We start from the raw sequence: 25087 nt of genomic DNA on the forward strand, positions 1-25087 counted from the left end.
CGGTGCGGGAACCGGCGCCGGTCCTGGCGTAACGGGCGAAATTCTCAGATCACGCGGTACGGTGCCGAAGGGGAGGGCGTCCAGCCGACAGGGAGCCGTACGCCGAGATGAGCCGTCCTCCGGGCCGCCGCAGCGGTCTCGTCCCGCTCGCCGTGGCGATCGTGAGCACGGTCGCGGCGGCGGTGTGGCTGATGGTGCGCGACGACGCGATAGCCCCCGGCCTGCTCCCGGGCACGTTCGCCTGCCTCGCCGCCGCCTACCTCTGCGGTCGCATCGGCTCCCAGATCAAGGTGTCGCGCCAGGTCCGGGGTTTCTGGCGGCGGCACTCACACGCGGCGTTCTGCCTGTTCCTGTCCTCGTTGCTGGCCGTGGTCGTCTACGGCTCCGACCGGCCCGCGCTGGCGCCGTACCTGTTCGCCGGCCTGGTGCTCGCCGTGGTCATGTCGATGCTCGGCTTCCTGCACCTGCCGCTGGGCGAGCGGTCCGTCCTGGCCGTGGTGCGGGTGCTGCTGGACGGCCTGACCGTCGCGGTGGCCGGCTCGCTGGTCTTCTTCGCCGTCGTCATCGACTACACCGCCCCGGGCGTGACCGAGGCCAACCGGATCGGGATGTCCCTGGTCGGCGTGGGCGGCCTGATCGCGCTGGTGGTGATCGGCCGGGCGGCGGCCGCCCCGGCCGGGCCGGTGGACTCCAAGGCGCTGCGGCTGCTCACCGTCGCCCCGCTGTTCGGCGTGGTGATCGCGGTGCTGCAGATTACCGGCGGGGCGCCGACACGTACGGTGCTGACGGTGCTGGCGCTGCCGGTGGTGGGCACGGCGATCTGCGCCGCGGCGTACCGGCAGATCTGGGTCCTGGGCCGGACCACCGCCGCGCCGGAAGCGGAGAGACCGCGCCGGAACCTGTTCAGCCTGCTGCCGTTCCTGGCCGTGGCCAGCACGGCGGGGCTGCTGGTGCTGCTGTCGGCCCGGGAGATGAACTGGCACCAGCGGCTGGTGATCATCGGCGCGGTGCTGATCGCCGGGTTCGTGGTGCTGCGCCAGCTCACCGGCCTGTACGAGAACCGCCGGGCGCTGCGGGGCATCCGCCGCCAGCAGGACGAGCTGGAACACCTGGCCATGCATGATCCGCTGACCGGCCTGGCCAACCGGGCCCGGTTCGGCACCGTCCTGACCGAGCGGCTGGAGGCGCACCTGCCCGCCGCGGTGCTGCTGATCGACGTCGACGACTTCAAGATGGTCAACGACACCATGGGTCACGCGCTGGGCGACCAGTTGCTGTACGAGGTGGCCCAGCGGCTGCGGCACAGCAGCCGGGCCGAGACCGACGTGCCGGCCCGGCTCGGCGGCGACGAGTTCGCGGTGCTGCTGAGCGCCGACGACGCCGAGTACGCCGAGCAGGCGGCGGCCCGCATCCTGCAGGTGCTGTCGGCGCCGTTCGCGGTCGGCGAGCACCAGCTGCTCGCCCAGGCCAGCATCGGCGTGGCGCTGGCCGGGCCGGGGGACAGCGCCGACGAGGTGCTGCGCAACGCCGACATCGCGATGTACGCGGCCAAGGACGCCGGCAAGGCGGCGTGGGCCCGGTTCGAGCCGCGGATGCGCGCCGACGTGGTCAACCACGCCCGGCTGGGCAGCGAGCTGCACAACGCGATCATCCGGCACGAGCTGTTCCTGCTCTACCAGCCGGTGTTCGACCTGACCACGGGCCGGATGTCGGGCGCCGAGGCGCTGGTGCGCTGGCGGCACCCGGACCGCGGGTTCGTGCCGCCGGTGGAGTTCATCCCGGTCGCCGAGCGGTCCGGGCTGATCATCCCGCTGGGCCGGTTCGTGCTGCGTGAGGCGTGTGCCCAGCTCGCCCGCTGGCAGGCCGAGCTGGGGCCGGTGGCGATCCGGTCGGTCAACGTGAACGTGGCGGCCCGGCAGCTGCGGGACGCCGGGTTCGTCGACGAGGTGTGGTCGGCGCTGGGGGATTCCGGGTTGCGGCCGGAGAACCTGGTGCTGGAGGTGACCGAGTCGTCGGTGCTGGACGGGCGCCGGGTGCGGGAGACCCTCGAGGCGTTGCACGCGATGGGCGTACGGCTGGCCCTGGACGATTTCGGCACCGGGCAGTCGTCGCTGAGCCTGCTGCGGGCGTTCCCGGTGGACGTGCTGAAGCTGGACAAGTCGTTCGTCGACGGGATCAGCGAGGGCGCCGACCGGGGCCGGCTCGCGGTGGCCGCGGCGGTGGCCCAGCTGGCGGAGTACCTGCAGCTGTCGGCGGTGGCCGAGGGCATCGAGACGGAGGCGCAGGCGAACCGGCTTCGGGAGATTGGTTACCGGCTGGGCCAGGGGTACTACCTCGCCCGGCCGATGCCCGCGCACGAGGCGGCCGCGCTGATGGCGGCCGCCCCGGTGGCGCTGAACAACTAGGCGTCTGTCTCGTTGCGGTCGTCGGTGGCCCACATGATGTGGAACGAGCCGTCCTTGTCGACGCGGCGGTAGGTGTGCGCGCCGAAGAAGTCGCGCTGCCCCTGGATCAGGGCGGCCGGGAGGCGCTTGGCCCGCAGCCCGTCGTAGTAGGCCAGCGACGACGCGAAGCCGGGCGCCGGGATGCCCTGCTGGGCGGCCAGCGCGACGACCCGCCGCCAGGCCTCCTGGGCGCCGCTGACGGCGTCGAGGAAGTAGTCGTCGACCAGCAGGGTCGGCAGCGACGGGTTCTTGTCGTAGGCCTGCTTGATGTAGTCGAGGAACTTGGCCCGGATGATGCAGCCGGCCCGCCAGATCTTGGCCATCGCGCCCGGGTCGATCTCCCAGTCGTACTCCTTGCTGGCCGCCTGGATCTGCTGGAAGCCCTGCGCGTACGCGACGATCTTGGACGCGAACAGCGCCTGCTCGATGTCGGCCTGCAGGTCGGCCCCACCGGCCCCGGCGGTCGCCGTCGGTCCGGGCAGCCCGGCCGCCGCCTCGCGCACCGACGCCCCGCCGGACAGCGCGCGGGCGAACACCGACTCGGCGATGCCGCTGATCGGCACGCCCAGGTCGAGCGCCGACTGCACGGTCCAGCGGCCGGTGCCCTTCTGCTCGGCCTGGTCGAGCACGATGTCGACGAACGCGTTTCCGGTGGCCGGGTCGTTCTGCTTGAGCACCTCGGCGGTGATCTCGATCAGGTACGAGCCCAGCCGGCCCTCGTTCCAGCCCTTGAAGATCTCGGCGATCTCGGCCGGCGAGTGTCCGCCGACCTGCCGGAGCAGGTCGTACGCCTCGGCGATGAGCTGCATGTCGGCGTACTCGATGCCGTTGTGCACCATCTTGACGAAGTGGCCGGCGCCGTCCGGGCCGACGTGCACGCAGCACGGCTCCCCGTCGACCTTGGCCGCGATGTCCTCGAGCAGCGGGCCGAGCGACTCGTAGGACTCGACCGGCCCGCCCGGCATGATGCTCGGGCCGTGCAGCGCGCCCTCCTCGCCGCCGGAGACGCCGGCGCCGACGAAGTGCAGGCCCTTCTCGCGCAGCGCCGCCTCGCGCCGCCGGGTGTCCAGGTAGTGGGCGTTGCCCGCGTCGATGAGCATGTCGCCCTCCTCGAGCAGGGGGGCGAACTCGTCGATCACGGCGTCGGTCGGTCCGCCCGCCTTCACCATGATCACCACGCGGCGCGGCCGTTCCAGGCTGGCCACGAACTCCTCGGCGGTCTCGGCCGGAAGGAACTTGCCCTCGTCGCCGTACTGCTCGACCAGTTCCTTGGTCCGGCCGTAGCTCCGGTTGTGCACCGCGACCGTGTGGCCGTGGCGGGCGAAGTTCCGGGCCAGGTTCCGGCCCATCACCGCCAGGCCGGTGACCCCGATCTGCGCCTTGTCCGTCATCTGCACGTTCCTTCCCTAGTCCGTCCCGCTCATTGTTACGCGTTCGCGACCGGCGCAGTTCGATCGGGTCGGATCCCGCGGTTCATCCTCCTCCCTGGTGAGCGAACTGGGGAGGGGACAAGCCGGTCGTGGGGGAAGATCGGCCCGACGGTACGCTGCCACGCATGGCGTCGGCGGGGGGACGGTGGGGCGTGGCCGCGTCCACCAACGGGCCGGCCGAGGGGACACGGCTGCGATGAGGCGTGGCGAGATCTGGACCATAGGCAGCCGGACCGATCTGCGATACCGGGTGCTGGTGCTGTCCGGTGACGCGTACAACGACCGCAAGAACGCGGCGCCCTTCTGCGCGCCCATCGTGCGTCAGCGCGGCGCGACCGAGTTACCGCCGTTCGCCGTGGCCCTCACCGAGCAAGACCCGATCACCGGTGTCGTGGTGGTCAACCGGATGCGCCGGCTGCCCGCGTCGATCGGCGCCGAGCTGCTCGGCATGGTCACCGGCTCGAGCATGGTGCGCCTCAACGAGGCCGTGCGCGACCTCTTCGAGATTTGACTGTTCACCCACCTCTCCGAATCCCCGATCGGGTGACCTTGATCCCGCATATCCACAGCTGAGAAGGCATGGCGGATGTTCGGGGGATGACGCTTGCCGTTCGTTCCGCGTATGCAGGAACCGGGCGACATGCGACAAGGGGAGGCGATACGTGGGAGCCGCGGCTTCTGCCGAGACGGTGACGGGGCGCCGGGGGGAGGCCACGGTCGACCGGGCGGTCGGGCTGCTGGCCGGCCGGGTCCGCTGCCGGCTGGCCGACGCTCACCGGCACCTGCTGCGGATGGCCGAGGAGCAGAACCGCGACCTGGCCGAGGTGGCCGCCGGCGTGATCAACCTGCTGGACATCCCCGACCTGGCCGAGATGGGCCGGACCCCGCAGCCGAACCTGGTGAGCTTCCCGGCGCCGCCCGGCCTGCCCCGCCGCGACCCGTGGCCGACCGCGGCCCAGCGGATCCTGGACGCCCTGCCCGGGGCGTCGGCCCTGTTCACGCCGGTCCGGGACGCCGAGGGCCGGCTGCTCGACCTGGTCTTCGCCGCGGTCACCCCGGAGGCGGTGGCGCCGGACGGCCGCCGGGGCCGCGAGCTGATCGGCACCACCATGTCGGGCTGGTTCCCGAGGACGATCACCAGCGACCGCTGGAACATCTACGCCGAGGTGCTGGCCACCGGCGATCCGGCCGACGTGCCGCCGTTCCCGTACTTCGACTCGATCTACTCGGTCCGGGCCCACCGGGTGGGCGGCGGGCTGCTGCTGACCTGGTTCCGGCACGAGGACCCCGGCGACTCCGACCGGGTGGACAGCACCGAGCGGCTGGGCAACCTCGGGTGGGGCGAGGCCGACCTGGTCAGCGGGGTGGTGCGCTGGTCGGACCAGCTCTACCGGATCTACGAGCGCGACCCGGCGCTCGGCCCGCTGACCCAGCCCGAGCTGGACGCGATGACGCTGGCCGAGGACCTGCCGCTGCGCACGGCGGCGGAGGAGGCTTTCGCGCGCTTCGAGCGGGTCGATCTGACCCTGCGGGTACGGGTGAACGGCCAGGTGAAACATCTGCGTACGGTGGCCGACGCCGCCCGGGACGCCACCGGCCGCCCGCTGCGCGTGTTCGGCATCGTGCAGGACATCACCGAGCGGGAGACCAGCGCGCAACGCCTGGCCGAGGTCGAGCGGCAGCTCGCCGACCAGCGCCGTGACCTGGCCGCCGAGCACGCCCTGGCGGCCACCCTGCAGCAGATCATCCTGCCGTTGCCGGACGGCCCGCTGACGCTGCCCGGCCTCAAGGTGGCGCTGCGCTACCTCCCGGCCGGGCAGGAGAGCCTGGTCGGCGGCGACTGGTACCACGCGGCCCAGGCCCGGGACGGCTCGGTGCTGCTCGCGGTCGGCGACGTGGCCGGCCACGGCACCCAGGCCGCCACCACGATGGCCCAGCTCCGGCACGCCCTGCGCGCGCTGGCCGTGGTGACCACCGACCCGGCCGTGCTGCTGGGCCACCTGAACCGGCTGACCTGCGAGCTGGAACGCGATCGCCCCGAACTGGCGGCGACCGCCGTGGTGGCCCGCTTCGACCCGATGACCCGGCGGCTGACCTGGGCCCAGGCCGGGCACCCGCCGCCGCTGCTGTGCCGGGCCGGCCGCACGACGCCGCTGGCCCGCCCGGCCGGCTGCATGCTGGGCGTGCTCGAGGACGCCGGCTACGCCACCGCCACCCTGGACCTGGCCACCGGCGACGTGCTCCTGCTCTACACCGACGGCCTGGTCGAGCATCGCCGCCGCGGCCCCGACGACGGCCTGCGGGCGGTGATGACGGCGATGGACGACGCGGTCCTCACGTCGCCGCAGCGCCCGCTCGAGCAGGTCCTCGACCGCCTGCGCCAGGCCAACCCCGACGACGACACCTGCATCCTGGCCGTCCGAACGGTGACCGGCGAGACCCGCGACCTGCGCCACTACCTGAGCCTGTCCTAGCGGTTGTCCCAGACCTCGATGGCCAGCCGGACCAGGTCGGCGTTGCTGGTGACCGGTTCGCCGCGCGGGCCGGTCAGGGTGTCCTCCAGGCCGATCCGGGTCGGGAGGCCGAGGCGGCCGGCGTGGGCGATCAACGGCCAGCACGCCTCGTCCTCGCCGTGCAGCAGGATGGGGGCCTTCGACGGCGTGAGGCGGGCCAGGATGGCGTCGGCCTTCGACAGGGCGTCGGCCGCCGGGGTGTCGATGATCTCGACGAGGATGCGGTCGACCTGGCCCACCCGGTCGGCCTCGTCGGCCGACCATACGCCGGCCTCGACCTGGACGCCTTTCGCGCGCAGCAGGGCGACCAGGTCGTCGTAACCCGGTTCGCTCACGTTGACCGAGGCGAAGTCGGGCAGCGTGGTCCAGGCGGCGATCAGGTCGTGGCGGTTCGACGGGGCGATCCACCGGCCGGTGGTCACCCCGACCGGGACGCCGGCGGTGCGGGCGGCGGTCACGGCGGCGGCGACGTCGTCGGGGGACAGGGACTCGCGGCCGTCGTCCGCGCGCGGGTGCACGTGGATGGCCTCGGCGCCCGCGGCCACGGCGGAGACGGCGGCCGCGGCGATCTGCGCGGGCGTCGAGGGGACGAACGGCTCCGTGCGCCCGCCGTTGAGACAGGCCTTCAGGCGGCGGATCGTCATGTGGCGGGGCCGGACCAGTCCCAGCGCGGCATGGGCAGAGCGGATGGCACGACGGAGTCCTTCGCGTCGTACCGCATGACCTCGGTCGTCGCCCAGACCATGTAGTCGTGCAAGGTCTGGCGCAGCGACGGGTCGGCGGGCAGCTGGGCCACGACGGCCTCGTCGAAGCAGCGGACGAACGCGGCCACCAGCGGGGGCTGCATGCCGTTGCGGGCGTGGATGTCGAGCATGCCGGAGTGGCCGATGCGCTCGGCCGAGTAGACCGGGGGACCGCCCAGCACCTCACCCCAGTACTCGGCCAGGTGGTCGACGTGGTGCGGGTCGGTGGTGTGTGAGAACGGGTGCTCCAGCTCGGGGTCGACGACGCACCGGGCGTGGAAGTCCGCGGCCAGCGCGCGGAAGGCGGCCGCCCCGCCCGCGTACTCGAAGATCGATGGCCTGCTCATCCCGTCAGACTGCCACGGACGGCAGCAGGCCGGGGACCCGTTCGGCGCCCTGCAGGGCGAGTAGCCGGCGCAGTGACGGGCGGGCGCCGACGGTGCGGACCCGGCCGCCGGACTCGCGGGCCACGGTCACCACCTGGCGGCAGCTGGTGGCGTCGGCGAACCGGAGGTCGGTCAGGTCGAGCACCACCTCGGGGGCGGTGGTGTCCTCGAGCAGATGGGCCAGGACGGTGGCGAACGCGTCCCGGTTCGACAGGTCGGCCTCGCCGGACAGCCGCAGCCCGTCGGCGCGGCGGACCATCCGGAGCAGCGGCGACCCGGTGTGCGGGGTGCGTTCGGTGACGGCGGCGGGGTGGGCGCGGGTCAGCTCGCTCAGCCGCTGCTCGGCGAACACCCGGCGGTCGTAGAGGCACAGGGCCATGCCGTAGCCGCCGGCGATGCGCCGGTTGATCTGACGCTCGTAGCGGCCGAGCTGCTCGGCGCCGGGGTCCCGGCGGGCCGCCCAGGCCATGTCGGCGATCGCGCGCAGCCCGGCGTACCCGGATCGCAGGGCTTGTTCGAGGTCGGCGTGGAACGCGCGGTCGGCGGTGTCGGCGTCGAACGCCCCGGCGGCCAGCCAGTCCTCGCCGACCGGCAGCACTCGCAGCCGGCCCGAGGCGATCGCCGCGCGGGTGTCGACGCGTTCCGCCGCGAGTTCGGTGACGGCGTCGGCGGCGCCGGTGCGGTAGACGATCAGATGGTGGTCGCGCAGCCCCGCCCGCACCCAGCCGCCGACCACCCGCCGGCGCTCGCCGTCGTGGGCGAACGTCCAGCAGACATGGTCGCCGGGGCGCATCCGGTCGACCAGCGCGACGTCGGTCATGAGGCACCCTATGGCGCGGAGCACCGTGATCGGCACTGTCCCCACCCGTCCGTGAAAAACCGGTTGACGGGTACGCCCACCGCCGGACATCGTCGGTCCATGACCCGACATTGACGCTTCTACGCCGTCCGCGCGCTGGAGGAAGGCATTGTCTTCTACCCGGTGTACGCGTTGCTGTTCGCGGACGCCGGCCTCACCACGGCCGAGATCTCGTCGCTGTTCGTGATCTGGTCGGTGGTGTCGTTCACGGCCGAGATCCCGTCCGGCGCGTGGGCCGACTCGTGGTCGCGCCGGCGGCTGTACGCGCTCGGCGCGACGCTGACCGCCCTGGGCTACCTGAGCTGGACGCTATGGCCGGCGTACCCCGGTTTCGCCCTGGGTTTCGTGCTGTGGGGACTCGGCGGGGCGCTCGGCTCGGGCACGCTCGAGGCCCTGCTCTACGACTCCTTGGACGACCCTTCCACGTACGCGCGGGTGGCCGGCCGGGGCGGCACGGTCGCCATCCTGTCCATGCTCGTCGCCACGCTGCTGGCCACCCCGGTGTTCCTGCTCGGCGGCTACCTGCTGGTCGGCGTGGTGAGCACGCTGGTCGCGTTCTCGGCCGGGGTGGTGGCGCTCGGCTTCCCGCCGTCCTCGGTCTCCTCATCGGACGACGATCAACTCGGCTATGTCGCCACGTTGAAGGCCGGGCTCCGGCACGCCCGCGGCAAGGCCGTGCGGTTCGCCCTGGTGCCGGCCGCCCTGGTGCCCGGTTTCACCGCGCTGGACGAATACATCCCGCTGGTCACCCGGGCCGCCGGCGTGCCGGTCGCCTACGCCGGGCTCTACTTCGCGGTGCCCGCCCTGTTCATGGCCGTGGGCAGCTCGCTGGCCGGCCGCTGGTCGACGCTCGGGCCGCGCGGTCTCGGCGTCGTGCTGACCGTGGCGTCGGTGCTGCTGGCCGCCGGTGGCTTCAGCCGGCACCCGGCCGGGATGCTGCCGATCGGGGCGGCGTTCGGCCTGCTGCAGTTCGCGATCGTCCTCACCGAGACGCGGCTGCAGGAGGTCACGCCGAGCGCCGTCCGCTCGACGGTCCTCTCGGTGAGCGGCTTCGCCGGCGAGGTGGTGGCGGTCGGGCTCTACGCGTTCTTCGGGCTCGGCGCCGCGTACGCCTCCGTGCCGGTGCTCTTCGCGCTGGTCGGCGTGCCGCTGCTGGCCACGGCGGTGGTGGCGGCGTCGGCCCGCTGACCGGCGCGCTCGTCGTGCCGGGCCATCTCCTCCTGCCGGCCCGGCTCCTCCCGCAGCATCGCGCAGGCCAGCCACGCGTCCGGGATCGCGAACGCGTCGACCAGCGTCGTCAGCTGCGGCCGCAGCTCCTTGAGCAGGCTGTTGACCGTGCCGGTGAGCGCCTTCGACCGGGCCGGGGTGAGCCGCTCGTGCTCCAGGAACCAGCCCTTGCCGGCCTCGATGGTGCTCAGCGCGTACAGGTCGCAGACCCGTGACAGCAGCGCCGCGGCCGCCGGGTCGGCCGCCCGATCGATGCCCGCGACGAACGCCTCCAGCACGACCCGGTCGATGTGCGCGGAGGCGGCCGCGAGCAGGTGGTCCTGGACGTCGTTGACGATGTCGAACGGCCGGTCCTTCTTGGCCTCGGCCCCCTTGCGCAGCCGCCGGATGACGCCGTCCAGGACGTGCTTCTCCCGGTCCTCGAACATCCGGAGCTGCCAGCCGCGGCTGGTGAACGGGCCGTCGTCGCTCCCGCCCGGCGTGGCGTCCACCAGCCGCTGGATCAACGATCGGGCCGCCGTACGCTCCAGCACCATCGCGCGCACCTGGTCGGCGACGAACGTCGCCCGGCCCCACCCGTCGAGCGAGCCGAACGCGTCCCGGTAGCCGGTGAGCAGCCCCTTGGCCACCAGTTGCAGCAGGACCGTGTTGTCGCCCTCGAACGTGGTGAAGACGTCGGTGTCGGCCTTGAGCCCCGGCAGCCGGTTCTCGGCCAGGTAGCCGGCGCCGCCGCAGGCCTCCCGGCAGGTCTGGATGGTCCGGGTGGCGTGCCACGTCTGAGCCACCTTGAGCGCCGCCGCCCGCGACTCCAGCTCCCGCTGACGCTTCTCGTCGACCGGCTCGTCCGAGGTCTGCACCTCGTGCATGGCGGCGACCAGTTCCTCCTGCGCGAAGGTCAGCGCGTAGGTCCCGGCCAGCGCGATGACCAGCTTGCGCTGATGGGCCAGGTAGTCGTTGAGGACGATCTCGCGGTCCTGGCCCGGGGCGGTGAACTGGCGGCGGGTCTCGCCGTAGCGGACGGCGATCGTGAGCGCCTCCTTGGTGGCCGCCGACGCGGCGCCGCCGACCGTCACCCGGCCGCGGACGAGCGTGCCCAGCATCGTGAAGAAGCGGCGGGTGTCGTTCTCGATCGGGCTGCGGTAGGTGCCGTCCGGCGCGACCTGGCCGTACCGGTCGAGCAGCATCTCCCGCGGCACCCGCACGTGGTCGAAGGACAGCCGGCCGTTGTCGACCCCGGCCAGTCCCGCCTTCACGCCGTTGTCACCGATCGTGACCCCCCGGTGTGGGGCGCCGTCCTCGTCCCGGATCGGGACCAGGAACGCGTGGACGCCATGCCGCTCACCCAGGGTGACGAGCTGCGCGAAGACCACCGCGAGGTGGCCGTCCCGGGCGGCGTTGCCGATGTAGTCCTTGCGGGCGGCCTCGTGCGGGGTGTGCAGGTCGAACTCCCCGGTGCCCGGGTCGTAGACGCAGACCGTCCGCAGCCGGTGCACGTCCGAGCCGTGTCCCGTCTCGGTCATCGCGAAGCAGCCCAGCAGATCGGCCGAGATGATCTTCTTCAGGTACGCCTCGTGATGACGCCGGGTGCCCAGCGCCGCCACCGCCCCGCCGAACAGCCCCCACTGCACGCCGGCTTTCACCATCAGCGACAGGTCGAGCTGAGCGAGCATCTCGGCCGACACCACGGCCGCGCCGGGGTCGAAGGCGTCCCGGTCCTCGGTCGGGAACGCGGCCGCGGCGCCGATGTCGGTCGGCAGCTCCCGGATCAGCCGGCCGATCCGCTCCCGCGCCTGTTCGAGGGTCTCCCCGGGCACCGCCACGAAGTGATCACCACCGAGCCGGCTCCGAGCCGCCCGCCGAACCCACCCCCACCGCCCGTCCAGCACGTCCCGCAGGCGCCCGGCGTCCACAACATCGCTCATTACTCAAGAGTAACAACGCCGCCGTGGTGACGGACGGTCGCTGCCCGTCTACGGTCTGTCCATGAAGGTCGGTCTGCTCACTGATCAAGCCATCGGCGAGGTCGAGGCGCGCGGCGCCGACGGCCTCGGGTTCGGCACCTACGCCCGGGTTCTGGCCGGCGCCGCGTCCGAGACGCGGGGGCCGTTCACCATCGGCGTCTTCGGCGAGTGGGGGACCGGCAAGACCAGCCTGATGCGCCTGATCGAGCGGGAACTCGACGACAAGCCCGAGATCGTCACGGTCTGGTTCAACGCGTGGCGGTACGAGCAGGAGGAACACCCGATCGTCCCGCTGGTCGGCACGATCGTGCGGTCGCTGGAGACCCACCAGGGATTCGCGACCCGCTTCGGCCAGACCGGGAAGAACCTGGTCCGGTCGTTGCGGGCCATCGCCTACGGCTTCTCGGCCAAGGCCAAGGTGAAGGTGCCCGGTTTCGCCGAGGTCGAGGCCGGGTTCGTCGCCAAGGACATGATCGAGCGGGACGAACGGCTGACCCCCGACCCGCTGCTCGACCGCAGCCTTTACTTCGGAGCGTTCAACAGCCTGGACGAGGTGCGGTTGCGCGGCGACCTCCGGGTCGTCGTGCTCATCGACGATCTCGACCGCTGCTTCCCGGACCAGGCCATCCGGCTGCTGGAGAGCATCAAGCTGGTGCTGGCGCAGCAGGGCTTCATCTTCATCCTCGGCGTGGCCCGCAAGGTGATCGAGGGCTACCTGCAACACCGCTACGCCACCGAGTTCGGCATCGCCGGCTTCAAGGGCGAGCTCTACCTCGACAAGATCGTCCAGCTGCCGTTCCACATCCCGCCGTCGCTGGGACGCATGAACGACTTCTGCCGGATCCTGCTGCGGGACCAGCCACCCGAGATCGCCACCGAGCTGGAACCGGTGCTCCCGGTCGCGGCCGCGGCGCTGGGCGGTAATCCGCGAGCGCTGATCCGGTTCGTCAACAACCTGCTCATCGACCTCGCCATCAGCCAGGAACTGTCGGGCGTCGCGGAGGGCATCCCGGTCCGCTTCTTCGCGGTCTCCCGCTGCCTGGAGCATCGGTGGCCGGACGTGTTCGAGGCGCTGACCGGGTCGGACGAGTTGCCGGCCGAGGTGGCGACCTGGAATCCGGACACCTACGCCGATCGTGCCGGCGAGGGCGCGGGCCCCGCGGCGCTGGTCGCGACGAAACTGCGGCTCGACGCCGACCTGCGCCGCCTGCTGACCGGACGGCAGGGCGTCGACTGGCTGACCGGCCCGGCGCTGCGCAACGCCAGCGTGCGGTTCCTGCTCGATCAGCAGCGCATCTCGACGCTGGACACCTCGGAGGTCCGGGTGCGGCACGACGCTCTGGTCCTGTATCCCGCCGACAAGCGGCGGGAAGCCTTCGACATCGTCAGTGCCCTGTCCGAAGCCGGGTTGAGAGTCGACTTCGCGGAGGACGTCGCCATGGGCGGGGACTGGTCCGAGGTCTTCGGGAAGGCGACCGACGACCCGGCGACTTTCGTGGTCTGCACCAGCGGCATCGCCGGATACAGCGACCAGCAACGCCGGCAGGTCGAACTCCTGATGACCGGCCCGGCACGGGTGATCCCCGTGCTGCTGCCGGACGCCGACCCCGCGCACCTTCCGGCGGCGTGGCGTGAACTGACCTTCGTCAAGGTCTCGCGGGAACGGTTCGACGAGGACATGGACGCCCTCGCGGCCGCGGTCCGGCGGGTGGGCCGCGGCCGGTGAGGGGACGGGGGTCAGGAGGGGAGGCCGCCGACCTGGGTGTTGATCCAGGAGCGGATGGACGGCAGGTCGCCGTAGATGGAGGGGGCGGTGGCGCAGGTCGGGTTGTTGTTGCCGGCCCGGCTGGTGGCGCCGATCAGGTTCCAGCGGCCGCTGATCTGGCGGACCTGGGGGCCGCCGGAGTCGCCGTAGCAGGCGCCGGCGTTGCCGTTGGTGTTGTTGGTGCAGATCTCGTAGCCGGCGTTGATGCCGGAGCAGCGGCTGTCGGCGACGATCGAGGTGTCCAGCTCGTTGGCGATCCGTGGCGCCGAGCCGCAGCCGCTCTGCGGGCAGGTCTGGCCCCAGCCGATGATCCGGGTGGCGGTTCCGGTCGCGCCCGAGGTGGTCGGGATCGGCGCCGGCGCGTACGACACGGAGGACGACAGCTCGAACAGCTTGACGTCGATGGTGGGGTTGCTGACCGCCCGGCGGACCGCGACGACGGTGCCGCCGCTGGACCGGTCGACGCTGCCGACCCGCACCGAGCCGGGCGTCGGGCAGTGCTTGGCCGTGACCACCCAGTTCGCCTTGATCAGCGAGGCGGTGCAGCCCGAGCTGTAGACCAGGAACGAGTAGTTCTCGCTGGCCGGTCGGCCGCCGACGACAAGCGGCGTGGGGTCGGCGTTCGCGGCGGCGGGCACGCCGAGCCCGGCGGCCACGGTGGCGGCGAGGAGGAGGGTACGCAGGAGGATACGCATGCCACGGAGAGTAGCGTTACAGAGACGTTCATCGATACATCCTGAACGATGCCTAACGCCATGCGATGGGTAGGGTCATGCCCGTGCGGGGGAGACGGCTCCATGAGGGTGACCGGGTGCGGCTGGTGTCACCGGCCAGCTTCGCCGACGACGCGTGGGTCGAGCAGGTCGGCGCGGTTCTGGCCGGGTGGGGGCTGAAACCCGAGGTGGGTACGCACGCCCGCGACCGCCACGGGTACATGGCCGGGCGCGACGAGGACCGCCTGGCCGACCTGAACGAGGCGTTCCGCGACCCGGGCGTCCGCGCGGTCGTCGCGGTGACCGGCGGGGCGGGCGCCTACCGCATCGTCGACGGCATCGACGCCGAGGCCGTCCGCGCCGACCCGAAGCCGGTGATCGGCTTCAGCGACATCGCCAACCTGCACGTGTGGCTCTGGGCGCAGACCGGCCTGGCGACCATCCACGGCTGCGTCGGCGCCGGCGGCCGCACCGACGCCACCGCCCGCCGGCTGCTCTTCGAGCCCGAACCGATCACCCTGCACGGTTCCGCCCTGGTGGACGGGCGCGCTGAGGGCGTACTCGCCGGCGGCTTCTCCGGCGCGGTCAGCAACTTCGTCGGCGCCGGGCTGCCCGGCCTGGACGGCGCCATCCTCTGCCTGGAGGGCGCGCAGGGCGTGCACTTCGACCGGTTCCTCTGGACGCTCGGGCGCAGCGGGCTCCTGGCCGGGATCCGCGGCGTCGCGCTCGGCGACCTCAGCGGCTGCGAGGCCGGCCTGGACGCGGAGGTGGCGCTGGGCATCGTCCGCGACCGGCTGGGCGGGCTGGGCGTGCCGATCCTGAGCGGGCTGCCGTTCGGCCACCGGGCCGACCAGATGTGCTTCGCGCTCGGCGTACCCGGCGTCATCGACACCGAAGCCGGCACCCTGACCACCGGCCCGGCGGTCCACTGATGGAACAGTTCATGGGTACGGGCGAAGCGACGTTCCGGCATCTCGAGTCGTGGCGCCGGCACCGCGTGGGCGGCCATCACGGCGACTCGCCCGGCGTGCTGCCGCTCCGGGTCACCGGCGAGGCGTGGGTGCCCGGGCGCGCCACCGGCCTGCTGCTCGGCGGCGACCTGGCCGCGATCCGGGCGATGATCGGCGCCGGGCTGCCCGACCTGACCGGCGCCATCCTGCTGCTCACCGGCGAACGTACCCTCGGCCTGGGCCAGGTCGACCGCCAGCTGACCCACCTGCGCCGGGCCGGTGTCCTGGCGAGCGTGGCCGGGGTGGCCGTGGGCCGGTTCACGGGCTTCGACGGCTACGCCGACCGCGGCTGGACGCTGACCGACGTGCTGAAGGACCAGCTCGGCGGCCTGCCCGTCCCGGTGGTGGCCGGCCTCCCGCTGGGACCGGGCTGCCCGGCCGTCCCGCTCGGCGTCGAGGCGGTCCTCGATCAGGCCACGCTGACGGTGACGACGTCGCCCAGCGCGAACGGCTCGCCGGTCACCACCTGAGGCGCGGCGAACGCGGCCGCGTCGAGCGTCATGCGCGCCGCGCCGGGCAGCTCGGTCGTGCTGAGTTCCCACGTGCCGGCCGCGGCCAGGGTGACCAGCGCCCCGCCGTCGCGGAAGGTCGCCAGCGTGAGCTGACCGCGGTCCGGCCGGCCGGGCGGTGCCGGGCGGCCGCGGTCGGGCATCGCGTTCAGCCAGGCGTTGTCCGGCATCAGGCGCCGCAGCTCGTGGATGAGGTAGGGGCTGGCCTCCAGCCACCCCTCGGCGAGGCGGCGCAGCGCCCGGTCGCGGCGTCCCCACGGTCGCGTCGCGGCCGACAGCACCGCGTCGCCGGCCCCGGCCAGCGCGGCGCTGATCTCCCCGAGCGGGACCCGGCCGACCTGCTTGGCGTAGCGCACCGAGCGGACCAGCATCATCGCGAACTTCAGGACCAGCGCCGCGTCAACGGCGCCGGCGGAGAGGCGGGCCCGCCGTTCCGGCTCGGGGACGCGCGACGGCCGTTCCACGGGGGTGATCGTATCCGCGGCCCGGCCGGCCGGTGACAGATGCCAGCACGGGTCGTCGACCGAGATCGTGCCGCCCGACCCGGTCAGCAGGCCGCGGGTTCCGACCCGGATCGTTGCCCCGTCGAGGGCGGCGCCGCCGGCGTCGGCGCTGTCCAGCCGGGCCTCGTGAATGTCGGCGAGGCGCAGCGTGACGGTCGCGTCCGGTCGGCCGTCCGGAACGTCGAAGCGCCGCGGCGTGGCCAGCGTGACATGGCCGACGAGCCGTGTCCCGGCCCGCTCGATCAGGAAGCTCCGCAGGGTGGCCTGGTCGAGGGCGTAGTCGCCGGGGCCGGCCAGCGGCTCCGTCGCCGGTCGGACGTGGCCGAGGTGGTCGCGATGGTGCTTGGGCCGGTCCGGGGCCGGGCCGAGGATCCGTTCGCCGACGATGTCGCTCATCCACGCCCGGCGCCCCGGCCCCAGGTCGGCCATCCAGCGCAGGGCGTCCCTGGCCCGCTGTTCCCGCCGCCACGGCGGCGACCACGCGACGTCGAAGAACGGGAAGGTGTTGTTGTCCCAGACGTCCGAGGTCTCGACCACCTGCTCGCGGTCGAAGAAGCGGCCGTCGGCGGCGAACTCGCCGATCCGGGCCACCGAACGGTCGAGCAGGGCCGCGACCATCGACGCGGCGGATTCCCCGGGCATGCGCCGGCACGCTACCCGGTCAGCGACCTCAGTGCCGTGTCCAGTGTGGTGAAGACGGCCGGTGAGCCACCCTCCCAGGCCGGTTCCGGATCGGCCCGGCCCGGCGCCGGCTCGTACAGCCACCAGAGGTTCTGCCAGGGGTCGAGCATCCGGGCCAGGGTGGTCTCGCCGTAGAACGGGGTCGGCTCGGTCACCGTGGCCGCACCGCGGGAGCCGGCCCGGTCCAGGATCGTCGCCGCGCTGCGCACCCAGACCTGGAGCAGGCCGGGTCGCCGGGGCCAGCCGTCGAGCCGGTCGGCGGCCATCAGGTAGACGTCGCCGAGGCGGAGCTGGGCGTGGATCAGCCGGCCGTCGGGCATCGGGGTCCGGGCGGCGGTGTCCTCCTCGACGCCGAAGACCTCGGACACGAAGGCGACGAAACCGGCCGCGTCGTCCACGATCACGAACGGGTTCAACGCGGCGCCGCCGCCGGGCGCGGAGTGCAGGATCTCGCTGGTCATGGTCGGAGCCTGCCAGCCTTCCGGTCAGATCTTGACCTGAAAGGCAGCATCGGTCTCCTACAGCGCGGGGTGGCGCGGCCCCGGGGAGGTCTGATGGACGGAACGGGCTCGGAGCACCTCCGCGAGACCGTCGTGCGAGCGGTCATCCCGCTGCTCAGCGACCCGGCCCTGACCACGGCGCGGATCGCCCGGACGGTCGGTGTCGAGGAGGCCGACCTGCCGCCGGAGGTCCTGGCCGAGGCCTTCCTCGCGATCTCCGGTCTCGGCGTCCGGCTCCCGGCCGGCCAGGTCGTCGACTTCTTCCGGCACGGCGCGCAGGCCGGCGACTGAGCCCTACCGCTCCGGATCCCATTCCACCAGCTGGTCGAAGAGGAGCCGGTTGCCGTCCAGCTTCAAGGAGTCCAGCGGGAGCCGGCCGTAGAGGGCGAGGACCAGCTCATGGGCCGAGCCCTCGGCCGTGGCGTCGGCCGCCTGGCCGGGCCCGGCGAGGCGGAACACCCGGGCGCCGTCGCCGGAGAGCTGGTTGCGCCAGGAGCGGCCCTCGCCGACGTGGTAGTCGACGACCGCGGGCTCGTGCGGCCAGGCGACCGTGGTCGTGCAGAAGGTGGTCAGGAACTCCTCGGCCGCGTCGACGGCGATCGCGTCCGGCAGCGGCTCCGGCGCGCCCACGGTGAGCTGGGCGTCGTACGTGTGCACGGCGATCTCGGCGAGCTGGCGCCGGGCGACGGCGGCGCAGGTCAGCGGCGACTGCGACCGGCCCCACCAGGCCCAGCAGGCCCGATCGGGACCGGCCTCCCGCAGGGCGTCGAGCAGTTGCCGCGTGGATTCGGCCGACCACTCCGCCAGGGCCTCGCTCTCCCGAGGGGCGGCCGGTTCACCCTGCGGTATGACCTTCGCCGTGGCTTGCGGCCCGGCGACGACCGTGGCGGCCCAGGCGCGGCGCCCCTCGCCCAGATGCTTCACCAGGTCGAACAGCGTCCACTCGGGGCAGGTCGGCACCGTCACGTCGAGGCTGGGCGCGGAGGCGACCGCCGCGCGGAAGGCGGCCGACCGGTCGTCGATCGCGCGCAGCAGGTCAGGGAATTCCAGGGTTTGTTCCACTGTGGCTGTCTACCACCAAGGTCAACCAATTTCGCGGCATCTCGGTGGTCTCCGGGCCGAGGGCGTCGGCGGCGCGGGCGGTCAACCGGCTCAGTTCCGCGGTCCTCGTTCGGTCGGCACCAGGACGAGCCGGCGACCTCACCGGCCTGCACGCGGTGGGGTCGGCCGGCGGATGCCTCACCCGCCCGGGGGACGCGCTGACGACCAGTTGAGCGTCTCGCGGTCGTGCGTCCAGCCGCTGCGCTGGTAGAACGGCACGGCCCGGGCGCTGGAGTGCACCGTCACGTGCTCCAGTTCCAGCCGGCGGGCCTCGTCGAGCACGGCCGACATCAGCTGGGCGCCGATCCCGTGGTCGCGCAGCTCGGGGACGACGAACACCGACTGCACGTCACCGCTGCGCCGCGAGTACTTGTTCGCGGTCGGCACCCGGTCGAGGACGGCCAGCCAGGCCATCCCGACGACCTCGCCGCCGGCCTCGGCCACGAACGCCCGGTGGCCGGGGTGAGTACGCATCCAGTCGGCCAGCGTGGCGACGAACTCGTCCAGGTTGTCGCCCTGGTGGTCGTGGTCCTGGGTGGCCCGCCGCCAGCGCAGCCCGGCCAGGGCGGCCGCGTCGGCGTCGGAGGCCGGGCGCACCGTCACCGCGAGGCCGGTCACGACGCGGCCTGGCGCGAGAGAGCGGCGGGCCAGAGGGCGACGAACGGCTTGACCGCGGGATCCCAGGGCTGGACCCCCTCGACGAAGGCGGCGGCCAGGCCGCGGGTCCTCGGGTCGGTGGAGGTCATCGCGTCCTCCAGGAGGTAGAGGCAGCGCCGCACGAGCTCGGTGTCGCCGGCCCGCCACGCGGCCAGGACGAACGGGGTGACGTCGAGGTCGAGGAAGACGTGCTGGAGGACCTCGCCGTGGGAGGCGATGTGGGCGGCCAGCGCCTCGCGGAGTTCGGGGACCTCGCGGACCAGGGAGCGGATCACGCCCTCGTACGACAGGTCGCGGCTCTCGGCCAGCAGCGCCAGCGTCTCGGGGAACTGGGAGTGCAGCGGGAAGGGGAGCCGGTCGGCGGTGAACCAGCCCAGCTCGTCGAACTTGTGCGGCTCGCCGATGCGGGCGTGGCGGGCGTCCAGGCGGACCGAGAAGACGACCGCGACCCAGTGCGACGGCGGGTCGGTGCGGAGGATGTTGCGTACGCCGCGCTGGGTGATCGACAGCGGCGGGGTGCCGTACTCCTCGGTGACCTCGCGGGTGACCGCCTGCTCGAAGGTCTCGCCGAACTCGATCGCGCCGGCGCCGCAGTCCCAGGCGCCGGGTTCGTCGCGGGCGCCGGCCGAGCGGCGGGCCAGCAGGATGCGGCCGGCGTCGTCGTGGCAGACGAAGACGCAGGAGACGTCGGGCTTCATGGGCGGGTCGCGCTCCCGAGGATGTGCGGGCCGGCCGGGCCACGCGGGCCGGTGGCCGGGAACACGAAGCGGTCGATCGACGTGATCCGGAACCCGGCCGCGGTGATCGCGGCGGCGGTGTCGCGGCCAGTGTGGCAGCCGCCCATCAGCGGCGGCCACAGGGTTTTGTCCATGATCCGTTGCACCCGCCGCAGCGCCCCGGGCTCGGTGGCCGCGACGTGTTCGAAGAAGCGCAGCTCCCCGCCGGGGCGGATCACCCGGTGCAGCGAGGCCAGCGCCGAGGCCTGGGACGGCACCGAGCACAGCACCAGGGCGGTCACGCCGGCGTCGAACGCGGCGTCCGGGCCGGGTAGGGATTCAGCGAGCCCGTCGACCACGGTCACCGGGACCGGCGCGGCCGAGGCGGCGTCGAGGGCCGCCGCGCGCAGGTGGGGCTCGGGTTCGACCGCGACCACCTCGGTCACCGCCGGTGGGTAGCAGGCGAACATCCGGCCGTTACCGGCGCCCACCTCGATCACGCGCCCGCGCAGGCCGGCCACCGCGGCGCGCCGGTGGGCGGCGACACCGTGCTCGTCCATCACGACGCTGGCTCGCTGGTAGAAGCGGGCGAACAGGGGACGTGATCGACTGGCCACGGCTGAAGGGTCTCACGCGCGGGCGAACCCGGCGATCAGGTCGAGGCCGGGGTGGTAGCCGTCGGTGGTGTCCACGTCCAGGGTCGGCACGTCCAGGCTGATCGGGGTCCACGACGCGTCCGGCGGGCGGGACAGGTGAACCCGGTCGTCGTGGGCGGCCCGGGTCGGTATCGCCAACCGCTGCTCGACGCGGGCCAGGGCGACGACCGGGTCGACGTGGCAGCGGACGATCCGGATCGCGGCCAGGCCGGCCAGCGGGGACAGGATCGGGCGCCACAGCCGGTCCTGGAAGGCGGCCTCGGCGACGACCGTGCAGCCCGCCCGCAGCAGCACGCCGAGGGTGTCGAAGAACGCGTCGTAGGTGCGGCGCATCGTGCGGTCCGGCGTACCCGCGAGGGTCATGCCCTCGCGGATCTCGTCGCGGCAGATCGCGGGACAGCCCACCGCGCGCGCGATCTCGTGGGCCAGGGTGGTCTTGCCGCTGCCGGGTTGCCCGCTCACCACGATCAGGGCGGGCGGGCTCATGCGGTCGAGGATACGTGCTGATCTTGGACGGCTCGCGTGCTGGCCACCCCGAGCACGACGATCGCCGCCCCCAGCGCGGCGACGATCCACCACACGGCGGCGCCGGCCACGAGCGAGCCGAGCACGGCCACGCCCAGAGCGTTCCCGGTGTTGCGGCTGGTCGAGGCGATCGCGGCGGCCACCCCGGCCTGGTGGATCGGCAGGCCGGAGACCGCGGTGTTGGTGATCGGCGAGTTGACGAAGCCGAAACCGATGCCGAACAGCACGAACGCGACGATCAGGAGCGCGGCGGGACTGGTCGCGGTGAGCCGGGTGAGCAGCAGCGCCGACAGGCCGATGAAGACGCCGGCGATCACCAGGGGCGGGCGGGCGCCGCGGGCACCGACCAGGCGGCCGGACAGCGGCGCGCAGACGAAGGTCATCGCGGCCATCGGCAGGATGTACAGGCCGGCGTGCAGAGCGCTGTAGCCGCGTACGTCCTGCAGGTAGATCGTGGTCAGGAAGAGGAAACCGCCGAGCGCGGCGAAGGCGCACACCGCGATGACGGTGGCGCCGGCCAGGGGCGGGCGGCGGAAGAGCCGTACATCGAGAAGTGGATCTTCGCGGGTCACGGAATGCCGCACGAGGAGAACGAGGGCGAGCGCGGCCACGACGAAACCCGGCCAGAAGCGTTCGATCAGGCCGTACGTGAGCGACGCCAGCACCGTGAGGACAAGCACCTGACCGACCGGGTCGAAGCGCCGTGCTCGTGACGGCGAGGACGGGACGAACACGGCGACCAGTACGATCGCGGCCACCCCGATCGGCACGTTGATCCAGAAGATCGACCGCCAGCCGAACGACGCCACCAGCAGGCCACCGACCACCGGACCGGCCGCCATGCTCAGCCCGACCACGCCGCCCCACACGCCGATGGCCCGGGCGCGCTCCCGCCGGTCGGTGAACGTGTTTGTGATGATCGACATAGCGACCGGGTTGAGCATCGACCCGCCGACCGCCTGGAGCATGCGGAAGGCGATCAGCCAGCCCAGCGTCGGCGCCACGCCGCACAGCAGCGACCCGGCGGTGAACAGGGCCAGGCCGGTCTGGAAGACGCGGCGCCGGCCGAACCGGTCGGCCAGGGATCCGCCCAGGATGAGCAGGCTCGCGACCACCAGCGTGTAGGCGTCGATCACCCACTGCAACCCCGAGACGTCGGCGTCGAGGTCGGTGCGCAGGCTCGGCAGGGCGATGTTCACGATCGTGACGTCGAGGCCGACGATGAACAGGCTCATGCAGCAGATGGCGAGGATGAGCAGGCGACGTCGCCGGGCGGGTTCAGGCATCACCTGACATAGTGCCAAGGTGTGGGGATGACGAAGATTTGGCCGGGCAATCCATACCCGCTGGGGGCCGCCTACGACGGCGGCGGCACCAACTTCGCCCTGTTCTCCGAGGTCGCCGAGCGGGTCGAGCTGTGCCTGTTCGACGAGGACGGCAAGGAGACCCGCGTCGACCTGCCCGAGCGCGAGGCCCTGGTGTGGCACGGCTATCTGCCGCGGATCGAGCCCGGCCAGCGGTACGGCTACCGCGTGCACGGCCGCTACGACCCGGCCGCCGGCCTGCGCTGTGACCCGGGCAAGCTGCTGCTCGACCCGTACGCCAAGGCGATCGACGGGCACATCGAGTGGAACCAGGCGCTGTTCTCGTACCGGTTCGGCGAGCCCGACACCTTCCACGAGGGCGACTCGGCGCCGTACTCGATGCGCTCGGTCGTGGTCAGCCCGTTCTTCGACTGGGCCAACGACCGCCCGTTGCGCGTCCCGATGCACCAGACGGTGATCTACGAGGCCCACGTCAAGGGCATGACGATCGACCACCCGGGTATCCCCGAGGACGTCCGGGGCACCTATTCGGGCCTGGCCCACCCGGTGATGATCGAGCACTTCAAGAAGCTGGGTGTGACCGCGGTCGAGCTGATGCCGGTGCACCAGTTCGTGCACGACAGCGGCCTGATCGAGAAGGGCCTGTCGAACTACTGGGGTTACAACACCATCGGGTTCTTCGCGCCGCACAACGGCTATGCCTCGTTCGGTGGGCGTGGCGGGCAGGTGCAGGAGTTCAAGACGATGGTCAAGGCGCTGCACGCGGCCGGGATCGAGGTGATCCTGGACGTGGTCTACAACCACACCGCCGAGGGCAACCACCTGGGTCCCACGCTGTCGTTCCGCGGGGTCGACAACCCGGCCTACTACCGGCTGGTCGACGAGGACAAGCGCTACTACTACGACACCACCGGCACCGGGAACAGCCTGAACGTGCGGCACCACGAGTCGCTGCGGCTGATCATGGACTCGCTGCGGTACTGGGTCACCGAGATGCACGTCGACGGGTTCCGTTTCGACCTGGCGTCGGCCCTGGCCCGTGAGTTCCACGAGGTGAACCGGCTGGCCGCGTTCTTCGACCTGGTCAACCAGGACCCGGTGGTGTCGCAGGTGAAGCTGATCGCCGAGCCGTGGGACGTCGGCGACGGCGGCTACCAGGTCGGCGGCTTCCCGCCGCTGTGGACCGAGTGGAACGGCAAGTACCGTGACTCGGTCCGCGACTTCTGGCGCGGTGAGCCGTCCAGCCTGGGGGAGTTCGCGTCGCGGTTCGCCGGTTCGTCCGACCTGTACGAGATCGACGGCCGCCGTCCGATCGCGTCGATCAACTTCGTCACCGCCCACGACGGCTTCACCCTGACCGACCTGGTCTCGTACAACGACAAGCACAACGAGGCCAACGGTGAGGAGAACCGGGACGGCGAGAGTCACAACCGGTCGTGGAACTGCGGCGCCGAGGGCCCCAGCGACGACAGTGAGGTCAACAAGCTGCGGGAACGGCAGAAACGGAACTTCCTGGCCACGCTGCTGCTCAGCCAGGGCGTGCCGATGGTCTCACACGGCGACGAGCTCGGGCGGACCCAGGGCGGCAACAACAACGTCTACTGCCAGGACAACCAGATCGCGTGGATGGACTGGGCCGACGCCCGCCACCACGATCTGCTGACCCGGTTCACCGCCAGCGTCGTGAAGCTGCGCAAGGACCATCCGGTGTTCCGGCGGCGGCGGTTCTTCCAGGGCGAGCCGGTGCCCGGCACCAAGGTCACCGACATCGCCTGGCTGCGGCGCGACGGTGAGCCGATGACCGAGGCCGACTGGAACACCCGCGGCGGCATGACGATGACCGTGTTCCTCAACGGCAAGGGCATTCCGGAGCGGGACGCGCTGGGCGAGACGATCAGCGACGACTCGTTCCTGCTGCTGTTCAACCCGCTCGGCGAGGACGTGACGTTCGCCCTGCCACCCCGCGCGTACGGCTCGACGTGGGAGATCGTGGTGAACACGGCCGACCCGATGCTCGCCAACCGGCGGCGGGTCACCAAGGCCGGCGGCGGTCTGCCGGTCGGCGGACACACGATGGTGGTGCTGCGTTGCCGCTACTAGACCTTGATCGTTTCGTACGAGCGCAGGACGGCGGCGTCTTCGAGAAGGCGGTGGCCGAGCTGCGTGCGGGCCGCAAGCGCAGCCACTGGATGTGGTACATCTTCCCGCAGCTGGACGGCTTGGGTTCGAGCCCGACCGCCGACCGGTACGCCATCTCGGGGCCGGCCGAGGCTCAGGCGTACCTGGCGCACCCGATCCTGGGTCCTCGCCTTCTGGCCGCCGCCTCCGCGATCCTGGAAGCGTCGCCGGAACGGACCGCCTCCGACATCCTGGGCTATCCGGATGATCTGAAGTTGCGCTCGTCGATGACGTTGTTCGCCGCGGCAGCTGCCGACCCCCGTCCGTTCGAGCAGGTGCTGGAGCGGTTCTACGACGGCCCCGACGAGCGCACCCTCCAGCTGCTCAGTGCGGCACGCCCGTCTTGAACGGGTCGTGGTCGGTGAGCAGCTTGTCGATCCGGGCCTGGTCGACCCGGTTCACCACCGACGAGCTCTCCTGCTGGTCGCGGACCACCTTGGCGAGCGTGAACGACGACGTGACCACGTAGAGCAGGCCGATCGCCAGGAAACCGCGGATCCAGGCGTTGACCGGCAGGTAGGCGATGCCCACCGACACGGCGGTGAGCGCGATGCCGAAGGACGCGACGGCCTGTCCCATGAAGGCGGCGGTCGGCTTGGCGGGCTTGTTCTCCATGCCGGCAGAGTCTTGCCCGTAGTGACGTCGGTGACCTGAGGTTGCGTACTCACTTGAGCTTTGCGGGACG

The 25087-nt window shown here is 72.3% G+C and carries 25 protein-coding genes; 10 read left to right on the forward strand and 15 right to left on the reverse strand.

Going from position 1 to position 25087, the window contains the following annotated elements; all coding sequences use genetic code 11:
• Window positions 1-107 precede the first annotated feature (107 nt).
• The gene (locus AB0O15_RS25520) at window positions 108-2405 is read left to right on the forward strand and encodes an EAL domain-containing protein (RefSeq protein WP_364323005.1); all 2298 of its coding nucleotides are present in this window, start codon (window positions 108-110) and stop codon (window positions 2403-2405) included.
• On the opposite strand, the gene gndA is transcribed toward AB0O15_RS25520, so the two are convergent.
• Window positions 2402-3835 (reverse strand): NADP-dependent phosphogluconate dehydrogenase, encoded by a 1434-nt coding sequence (gene gndA, locus AB0O15_RS25525; protein WP_364323007.1) that lies wholly within the window; start codon window positions 3833-3835, stop codon window positions 2402-2404. The genes AB0O15_RS25520 and gndA overlap by 4 nt on opposite strands.
• A 235-nt stretch (window positions 3836-4070) precedes the next feature.
• Between gndA and AB0O15_RS25530 the strand changes: the two genes are divergently transcribed.
• On the forward strand, window positions 4071-4385 hold the full coding sequence (locus tag AB0O15_RS25530; protein WP_364323010.1) for a type II toxin-antitoxin system PemK/MazF family toxin: 315 nt from the start codon (window positions 4071-4073) through the stop codon (window positions 4383-4385).
• A gap of 151 nt (window positions 4386-4536) precedes the next feature.
• On the forward strand, window positions 4537-6348 hold the full coding sequence (locus AB0O15_RS25535; RefSeq protein WP_364323012.1) for a SpoIIE family protein phosphatase: 1812 nt from the start codon (window positions 4537-4539) through the stop codon (window positions 6346-6348).
• On the opposite strand, the gene AB0O15_RS25540 is transcribed toward AB0O15_RS25535, so the two are convergent.
• Genes AB0O15_RS25540 through AB0O15_RS25550 form a run of 3 tightly spaced genes read right to left on the reverse strand, consistent with a single transcriptional unit; the run spans window position 6345 to window position 8336 of the window.
• Entirely contained in the window at window positions 6345-7031 is a 687-nt protein-coding gene (locus tag AB0O15_RS25540) for a 3-keto-5-aminohexanoate cleavage protein (protein ID WP_364323014.1), read from the reverse strand. The two genes, AB0O15_RS25535 and AB0O15_RS25540, sit on opposite strands and share 4 nt — an antisense overlap.
• A complete protein-coding gene (locus AB0O15_RS25545; protein WP_364323017.1) occupies window positions 7028-7477 on the reverse strand; it encodes an oxidoreductase in 450 nt (149 codons plus the stop codon). Before AB0O15_RS25545 ends, AB0O15_RS25540 begins: the two co-directional genes overlap by 4 nt.
• A gap of 4 nt (window positions 7478-7481) precedes the next feature.
• Window positions 7482-8336, reverse strand: a complete 855-nt coding sequence (locus AB0O15_RS25550) for an MEDS domain-containing protein (RefSeq protein WP_364323020.1) — start codon at window positions 8334-8336, stop codon at window positions 7482-7484.
• A 162-nt stretch (window positions 8337-8498) separates the two neighbouring features.
• On the opposite strand from AB0O15_RS25550, the gene AB0O15_RS25555 reads away from it, so the two are divergent.
• Complete coding sequence (locus AB0O15_RS25555; RefSeq protein ID WP_364323023.1) at window positions 8499-9563, forward strand: MFS transporter; 1065 nt, start codon at window positions 8499-8501, stop codon at window positions 9561-9563.
• On the opposite strand, the gene AB0O15_RS25560 is transcribed toward AB0O15_RS25555, so the two are convergent.
• A complete protein-coding gene (locus AB0O15_RS25560; RefSeq protein WP_364323025.1) occupies window positions 9455-11524 on the reverse strand; it encodes an acyl-CoA dehydrogenase in 2070 nt (689 codons plus the stop codon). The two genes, AB0O15_RS25555 and AB0O15_RS25560, sit on opposite strands and share 109 nt — an antisense overlap.
• Window positions 11525-11585: 61 nt before the next feature.
• On the opposite strand from AB0O15_RS25560, the gene AB0O15_RS25565 reads away from it, so the two are divergent.
• Entirely contained in the window at window positions 11586-13289 is a 1704-nt protein-coding gene (locus AB0O15_RS25565; protein ID WP_364323027.1) for a P-loop NTPase fold protein, read from the forward strand.
• A gap of 11 nt (window positions 13290-13300) precedes the next feature.
• Here the strand turns inward: AB0O15_RS25565 and AB0O15_RS25570 are convergent, their stop codons facing one another.
• Window positions 13301-14023, reverse strand: coding sequence for a trypsin-like serine protease (locus tag AB0O15_RS25570; protein WP_364323030.1), 723 nt, complete (start codon window positions 14021-14023; stop codon window positions 13301-13303).
• Between the two features lie 83 nt (window positions 14024-14106).
• On the opposite strand from AB0O15_RS25570, the gene AB0O15_RS25575 reads away from it, so the two are divergent.
• Complete coding sequence (locus tag AB0O15_RS25575; protein ID WP_364323033.1) at window positions 14107-14973, forward strand: LD-carboxypeptidase; 867 nt, start codon at window positions 14107-14109, stop codon at window positions 14971-14973.
• A gap of 11 nt (window positions 14974-14984) precedes the next feature.
• Complete coding sequence (locus tag AB0O15_RS25580) at window positions 14985-15521, forward strand: hypothetical protein (protein ID WP_364323036.1); 537 nt, start codon at window positions 14985-14987, stop codon at window positions 15519-15521.
• Here the strand turns inward: AB0O15_RS25580 and AB0O15_RS25585 are convergent.
• Both AB0O15_RS25585 and AB0O15_RS25590 read right to left on the reverse strand, forming a co-directional pair.
• Entirely contained in the window at window positions 15461-16705 is a 1245-nt protein-coding gene (locus tag AB0O15_RS25585) for a hypothetical protein (protein ID WP_364323038.1), read from the reverse strand. The genes AB0O15_RS25580 and AB0O15_RS25585 overlap by 61 nt on opposite strands.
• An 11-nt stretch (window positions 16706-16716) precedes the next feature.
• Window positions 16717-17205 carry a VOC family protein gene (locus AB0O15_RS25590; RefSeq protein ID WP_364323040.1) on the reverse strand — a complete coding sequence of 163 codons (489 nt, stop codon included), beginning with the start codon at window positions 17203-17205 and terminating at the stop codon, window positions 16717-16719.
• Between the two features lie 93 nt (window positions 17206-17298).
• On the opposite strand from AB0O15_RS25590, the gene AB0O15_RS25595 reads away from it, so the two are divergent.
• On the forward strand, window positions 17299-17535 hold the full coding sequence (locus tag AB0O15_RS25595) for a hypothetical protein (RefSeq protein ID WP_364323042.1): 237 nt from the start codon (window positions 17299-17301) through the stop codon (window positions 17533-17535).
• Window positions 17536-17538: 3 nt separating this feature from the next.
• On the opposite strand, the gene AB0O15_RS25600 is transcribed toward AB0O15_RS25595, so the two are convergent.
• The 6 genes from AB0O15_RS25600 to AB0O15_RS25625 all read right to left on the reverse strand — a co-directional run bounded on the left by AB0O15_RS25600 (window position 17539) and on the right by AB0O15_RS25625 (window position 22185).
• A complete protein-coding gene (locus AB0O15_RS25600) occupies window positions 17539-18306 on the reverse strand; it encodes a maleylpyruvate isomerase family mycothiol-dependent enzyme (protein WP_364323043.1) in 768 nt (255 codons plus the stop codon).
• A 177-nt stretch (window positions 18307-18483) separates the two neighbouring features.
• Complete coding sequence (locus tag AB0O15_RS25605; protein WP_364323045.1) at window positions 18484-18963, reverse strand: GNAT family N-acetyltransferase; 480 nt, start codon at window positions 18961-18963, stop codon at window positions 18484-18486.
• Window positions 18960-19700 (reverse strand): NUDIX domain-containing protein, encoded by a 741-nt coding sequence (locus AB0O15_RS25610; protein ID WP_364323047.1) that lies wholly within the window; start codon window positions 19698-19700, stop codon window positions 18960-18962. Before AB0O15_RS25610 ends, AB0O15_RS25605 begins: the two co-directional genes overlap by 4 nt.
• Window positions 19697-20335, reverse strand: coding sequence for a methyltransferase domain-containing protein (locus tag AB0O15_RS25615; protein WP_364323049.1), 639 nt, complete (start codon window positions 20333-20335; stop codon window positions 19697-19699). Before AB0O15_RS25615 ends, AB0O15_RS25610 begins: the two co-directional genes overlap by 4 nt.
• Before the next feature lie 12 nt (window positions 20336-20347).
• Window positions 20348-20860 (reverse strand): AAA family ATPase, encoded by a 513-nt coding sequence (locus AB0O15_RS25620; protein ID WP_364323051.1) that lies wholly within the window; start codon window positions 20858-20860, stop codon window positions 20348-20350.
• Window positions 20857-22185 carry an MFS transporter gene (locus AB0O15_RS25625; protein WP_364323053.1) on the reverse strand — a complete coding sequence of 443 codons (1329 nt, stop codon included), beginning with the start codon at window positions 22183-22185 and terminating at the stop codon, window positions 20857-20859. Before AB0O15_RS25625 ends, AB0O15_RS25620 begins: the two co-directional genes overlap by 4 nt.
• 27 nt (window positions 22186-22212) lie before the next feature.
• Here AB0O15_RS25625 and glgX point away from each other — a divergent pair, with 27 nt between their 5' ends.
• Window positions 22213-24324 carry a glycogen debranching protein GlgX gene (glgX, locus tag AB0O15_RS25630; RefSeq protein ID WP_364323056.1) on the forward strand — a complete coding sequence of 704 codons (2112 nt, stop codon included), beginning with the start codon at window positions 22213-22215 and terminating at the stop codon, window positions 24322-24324.
• Complete coding sequence (locus tag AB0O15_RS25635; RefSeq protein ID WP_364323058.1) at window positions 24312-24749, forward strand: DUF1810 domain-containing protein; 438 nt, start codon at window positions 24312-24314, stop codon at window positions 24747-24749. Before glgX ends, AB0O15_RS25635 begins: the two co-directional genes overlap by 13 nt.
• Here AB0O15_RS25635 and AB0O15_RS25640 read toward each other — a convergent pair.
• The gene (locus AB0O15_RS25640) at window positions 24727-25017 is read right to left on the reverse strand and encodes a YiaA/YiaB family inner membrane protein (protein WP_364323060.1); all 291 of its coding nucleotides are present in this window, start codon (window positions 25015-25017) and stop codon (window positions 24727-24729) included. The genes AB0O15_RS25635 and AB0O15_RS25640 overlap by 23 nt on opposite strands.
• Between the last annotated feature and the right edge of the window lie 70 nt (window positions 25018-25087).

The organism is Actinoplanes sp. NPDC089786, assembly GCF_040684855.1.
Taxonomy (GTDB): Bacteria; Actinomycetota; Actinomycetes; order Mycobacteriales; family Micromonosporaceae; genus Actinoplanes.

What these genes read in the sequence shown, in the direction of transcription:
- AB0O15_RS25560 (WP_364323025.1), bottom strand. Translation starts at nt 11,524, where the DNA reads ATGAGCGATGTTGTGGACGCCGGGCGCCTGCGGGACGTGCTGGACGGG.
- AB0O15_RS25565 (WP_364323027.1), top strand. Translation starts at nt 11,586, where the DNA reads ATGAAGGTCGGTCTGCTCACTGATCAAGCCATCGGCGAGGTCGAGGCG.
- AB0O15_RS25585 (WP_364323038.1), bottom strand. Translation starts at nt 16,705, where the DNA reads ATGCCCGGGGAATCCGCCGCGTCGATGGTCGCGGCCCTGCTCGACCGT.
- AB0O15_RS25530 (WP_364323010.1), top strand. Translation starts at nt 4,071, where the DNA reads ATGAGGCGTGGCGAGATCTGGACCATAGGCAGCCGGACCGATCTGCGA.
- AB0O15_RS25610 (WP_364323047.1), bottom strand. Translation starts at nt 19,700, where the DNA reads ATGAAGCCCGACGTCTCCTGCGTCTTCGTCTGCCACGACGACGCCGGC.
- AB0O15_RS25640 (WP_364323060.1), bottom strand. Translation starts at nt 25,017, where the DNA reads ATGGAGAACAAGCCCGCCAAGCCGACCGCCGCCTTCATGGGACAGGCC.
- glgX (WP_364323056.1), top strand. Translation starts at nt 22,213, where the DNA reads ATGACGAAGATTTGGCCGGGCAATCCATACCCGCTGGGGGCCGCCTAC.
- AB0O15_RS25590 (WP_364323040.1), bottom strand. Translation starts at nt 17,205, where the DNA reads ATGACCAGCGAGATCCTGCACTCCGCGCCCGGCGGCGGCGCCGCGTTG.
- AB0O15_RS25545 (WP_364323017.1), bottom strand. Translation starts at nt 7,477, where the DNA reads ATGAGCAGGCCATCGATCTTCGAGTACGCGGGCGGGGCGGCCGCCTTC.
- AB0O15_RS25620 (WP_364323051.1), bottom strand. Translation starts at nt 20,860, where the DNA reads ATGAGCCCGCCCGCCCTGATCGTGGTGAGCGGGCAACCCGGCAGCGGC.
- gndA (WP_364323007.1), bottom strand. Translation starts at nt 3,835, where the DNA reads ATGACGGACAAGGCGCAGATCGGGGTCACCGGCCTGGCGGTGATGGGC.
- AB0O15_RS25570 (WP_364323030.1), bottom strand. Translation starts at nt 14,023, where the DNA reads ATGCGTATCCTCCTGCGTACCCTCCTCCTCGCCGCCACCGTGGCCGCC.
- AB0O15_RS25580 (WP_364323036.1), top strand. Translation starts at nt 14,985, where the DNA reads ATGGGTACGGGCGAAGCGACGTTCCGGCATCTCGAGTCGTGGCGCCGG.
- AB0O15_RS25625 (WP_364323053.1), bottom strand. Translation starts at nt 22,185, where the DNA reads ATGCCTGAACCCGCCCGGCGACGTCGCCTGCTCATCCTCGCCATCTGC.
- AB0O15_RS25520 (WP_364323005.1), top strand. Translation starts at nt 108, where the DNA reads ATGAGCCGTCCTCCGGGCCGCCGCAGCGGTCTCGTCCCGCTCGCCGTG.
- AB0O15_RS25540 (WP_364323014.1), bottom strand. Translation starts at nt 7,031, where the DNA reads ATGACGATCCGCCGCCTGAAGGCCTGTCTCAACGGCGGGCGCACGGAG.
- AB0O15_RS25595 (WP_364323042.1), top strand. Translation starts at nt 17,299, where the DNA reads ATGGACGGAACGGGCTCGGAGCACCTCCGCGAGACCGTCGTGCGAGCG.
- AB0O15_RS25550 (WP_364323020.1), bottom strand. Translation starts at nt 8,336, where the DNA reads ATGACCGACGTCGCGCTGGTCGACCGGATGCGCCCCGGCGACCATGTC.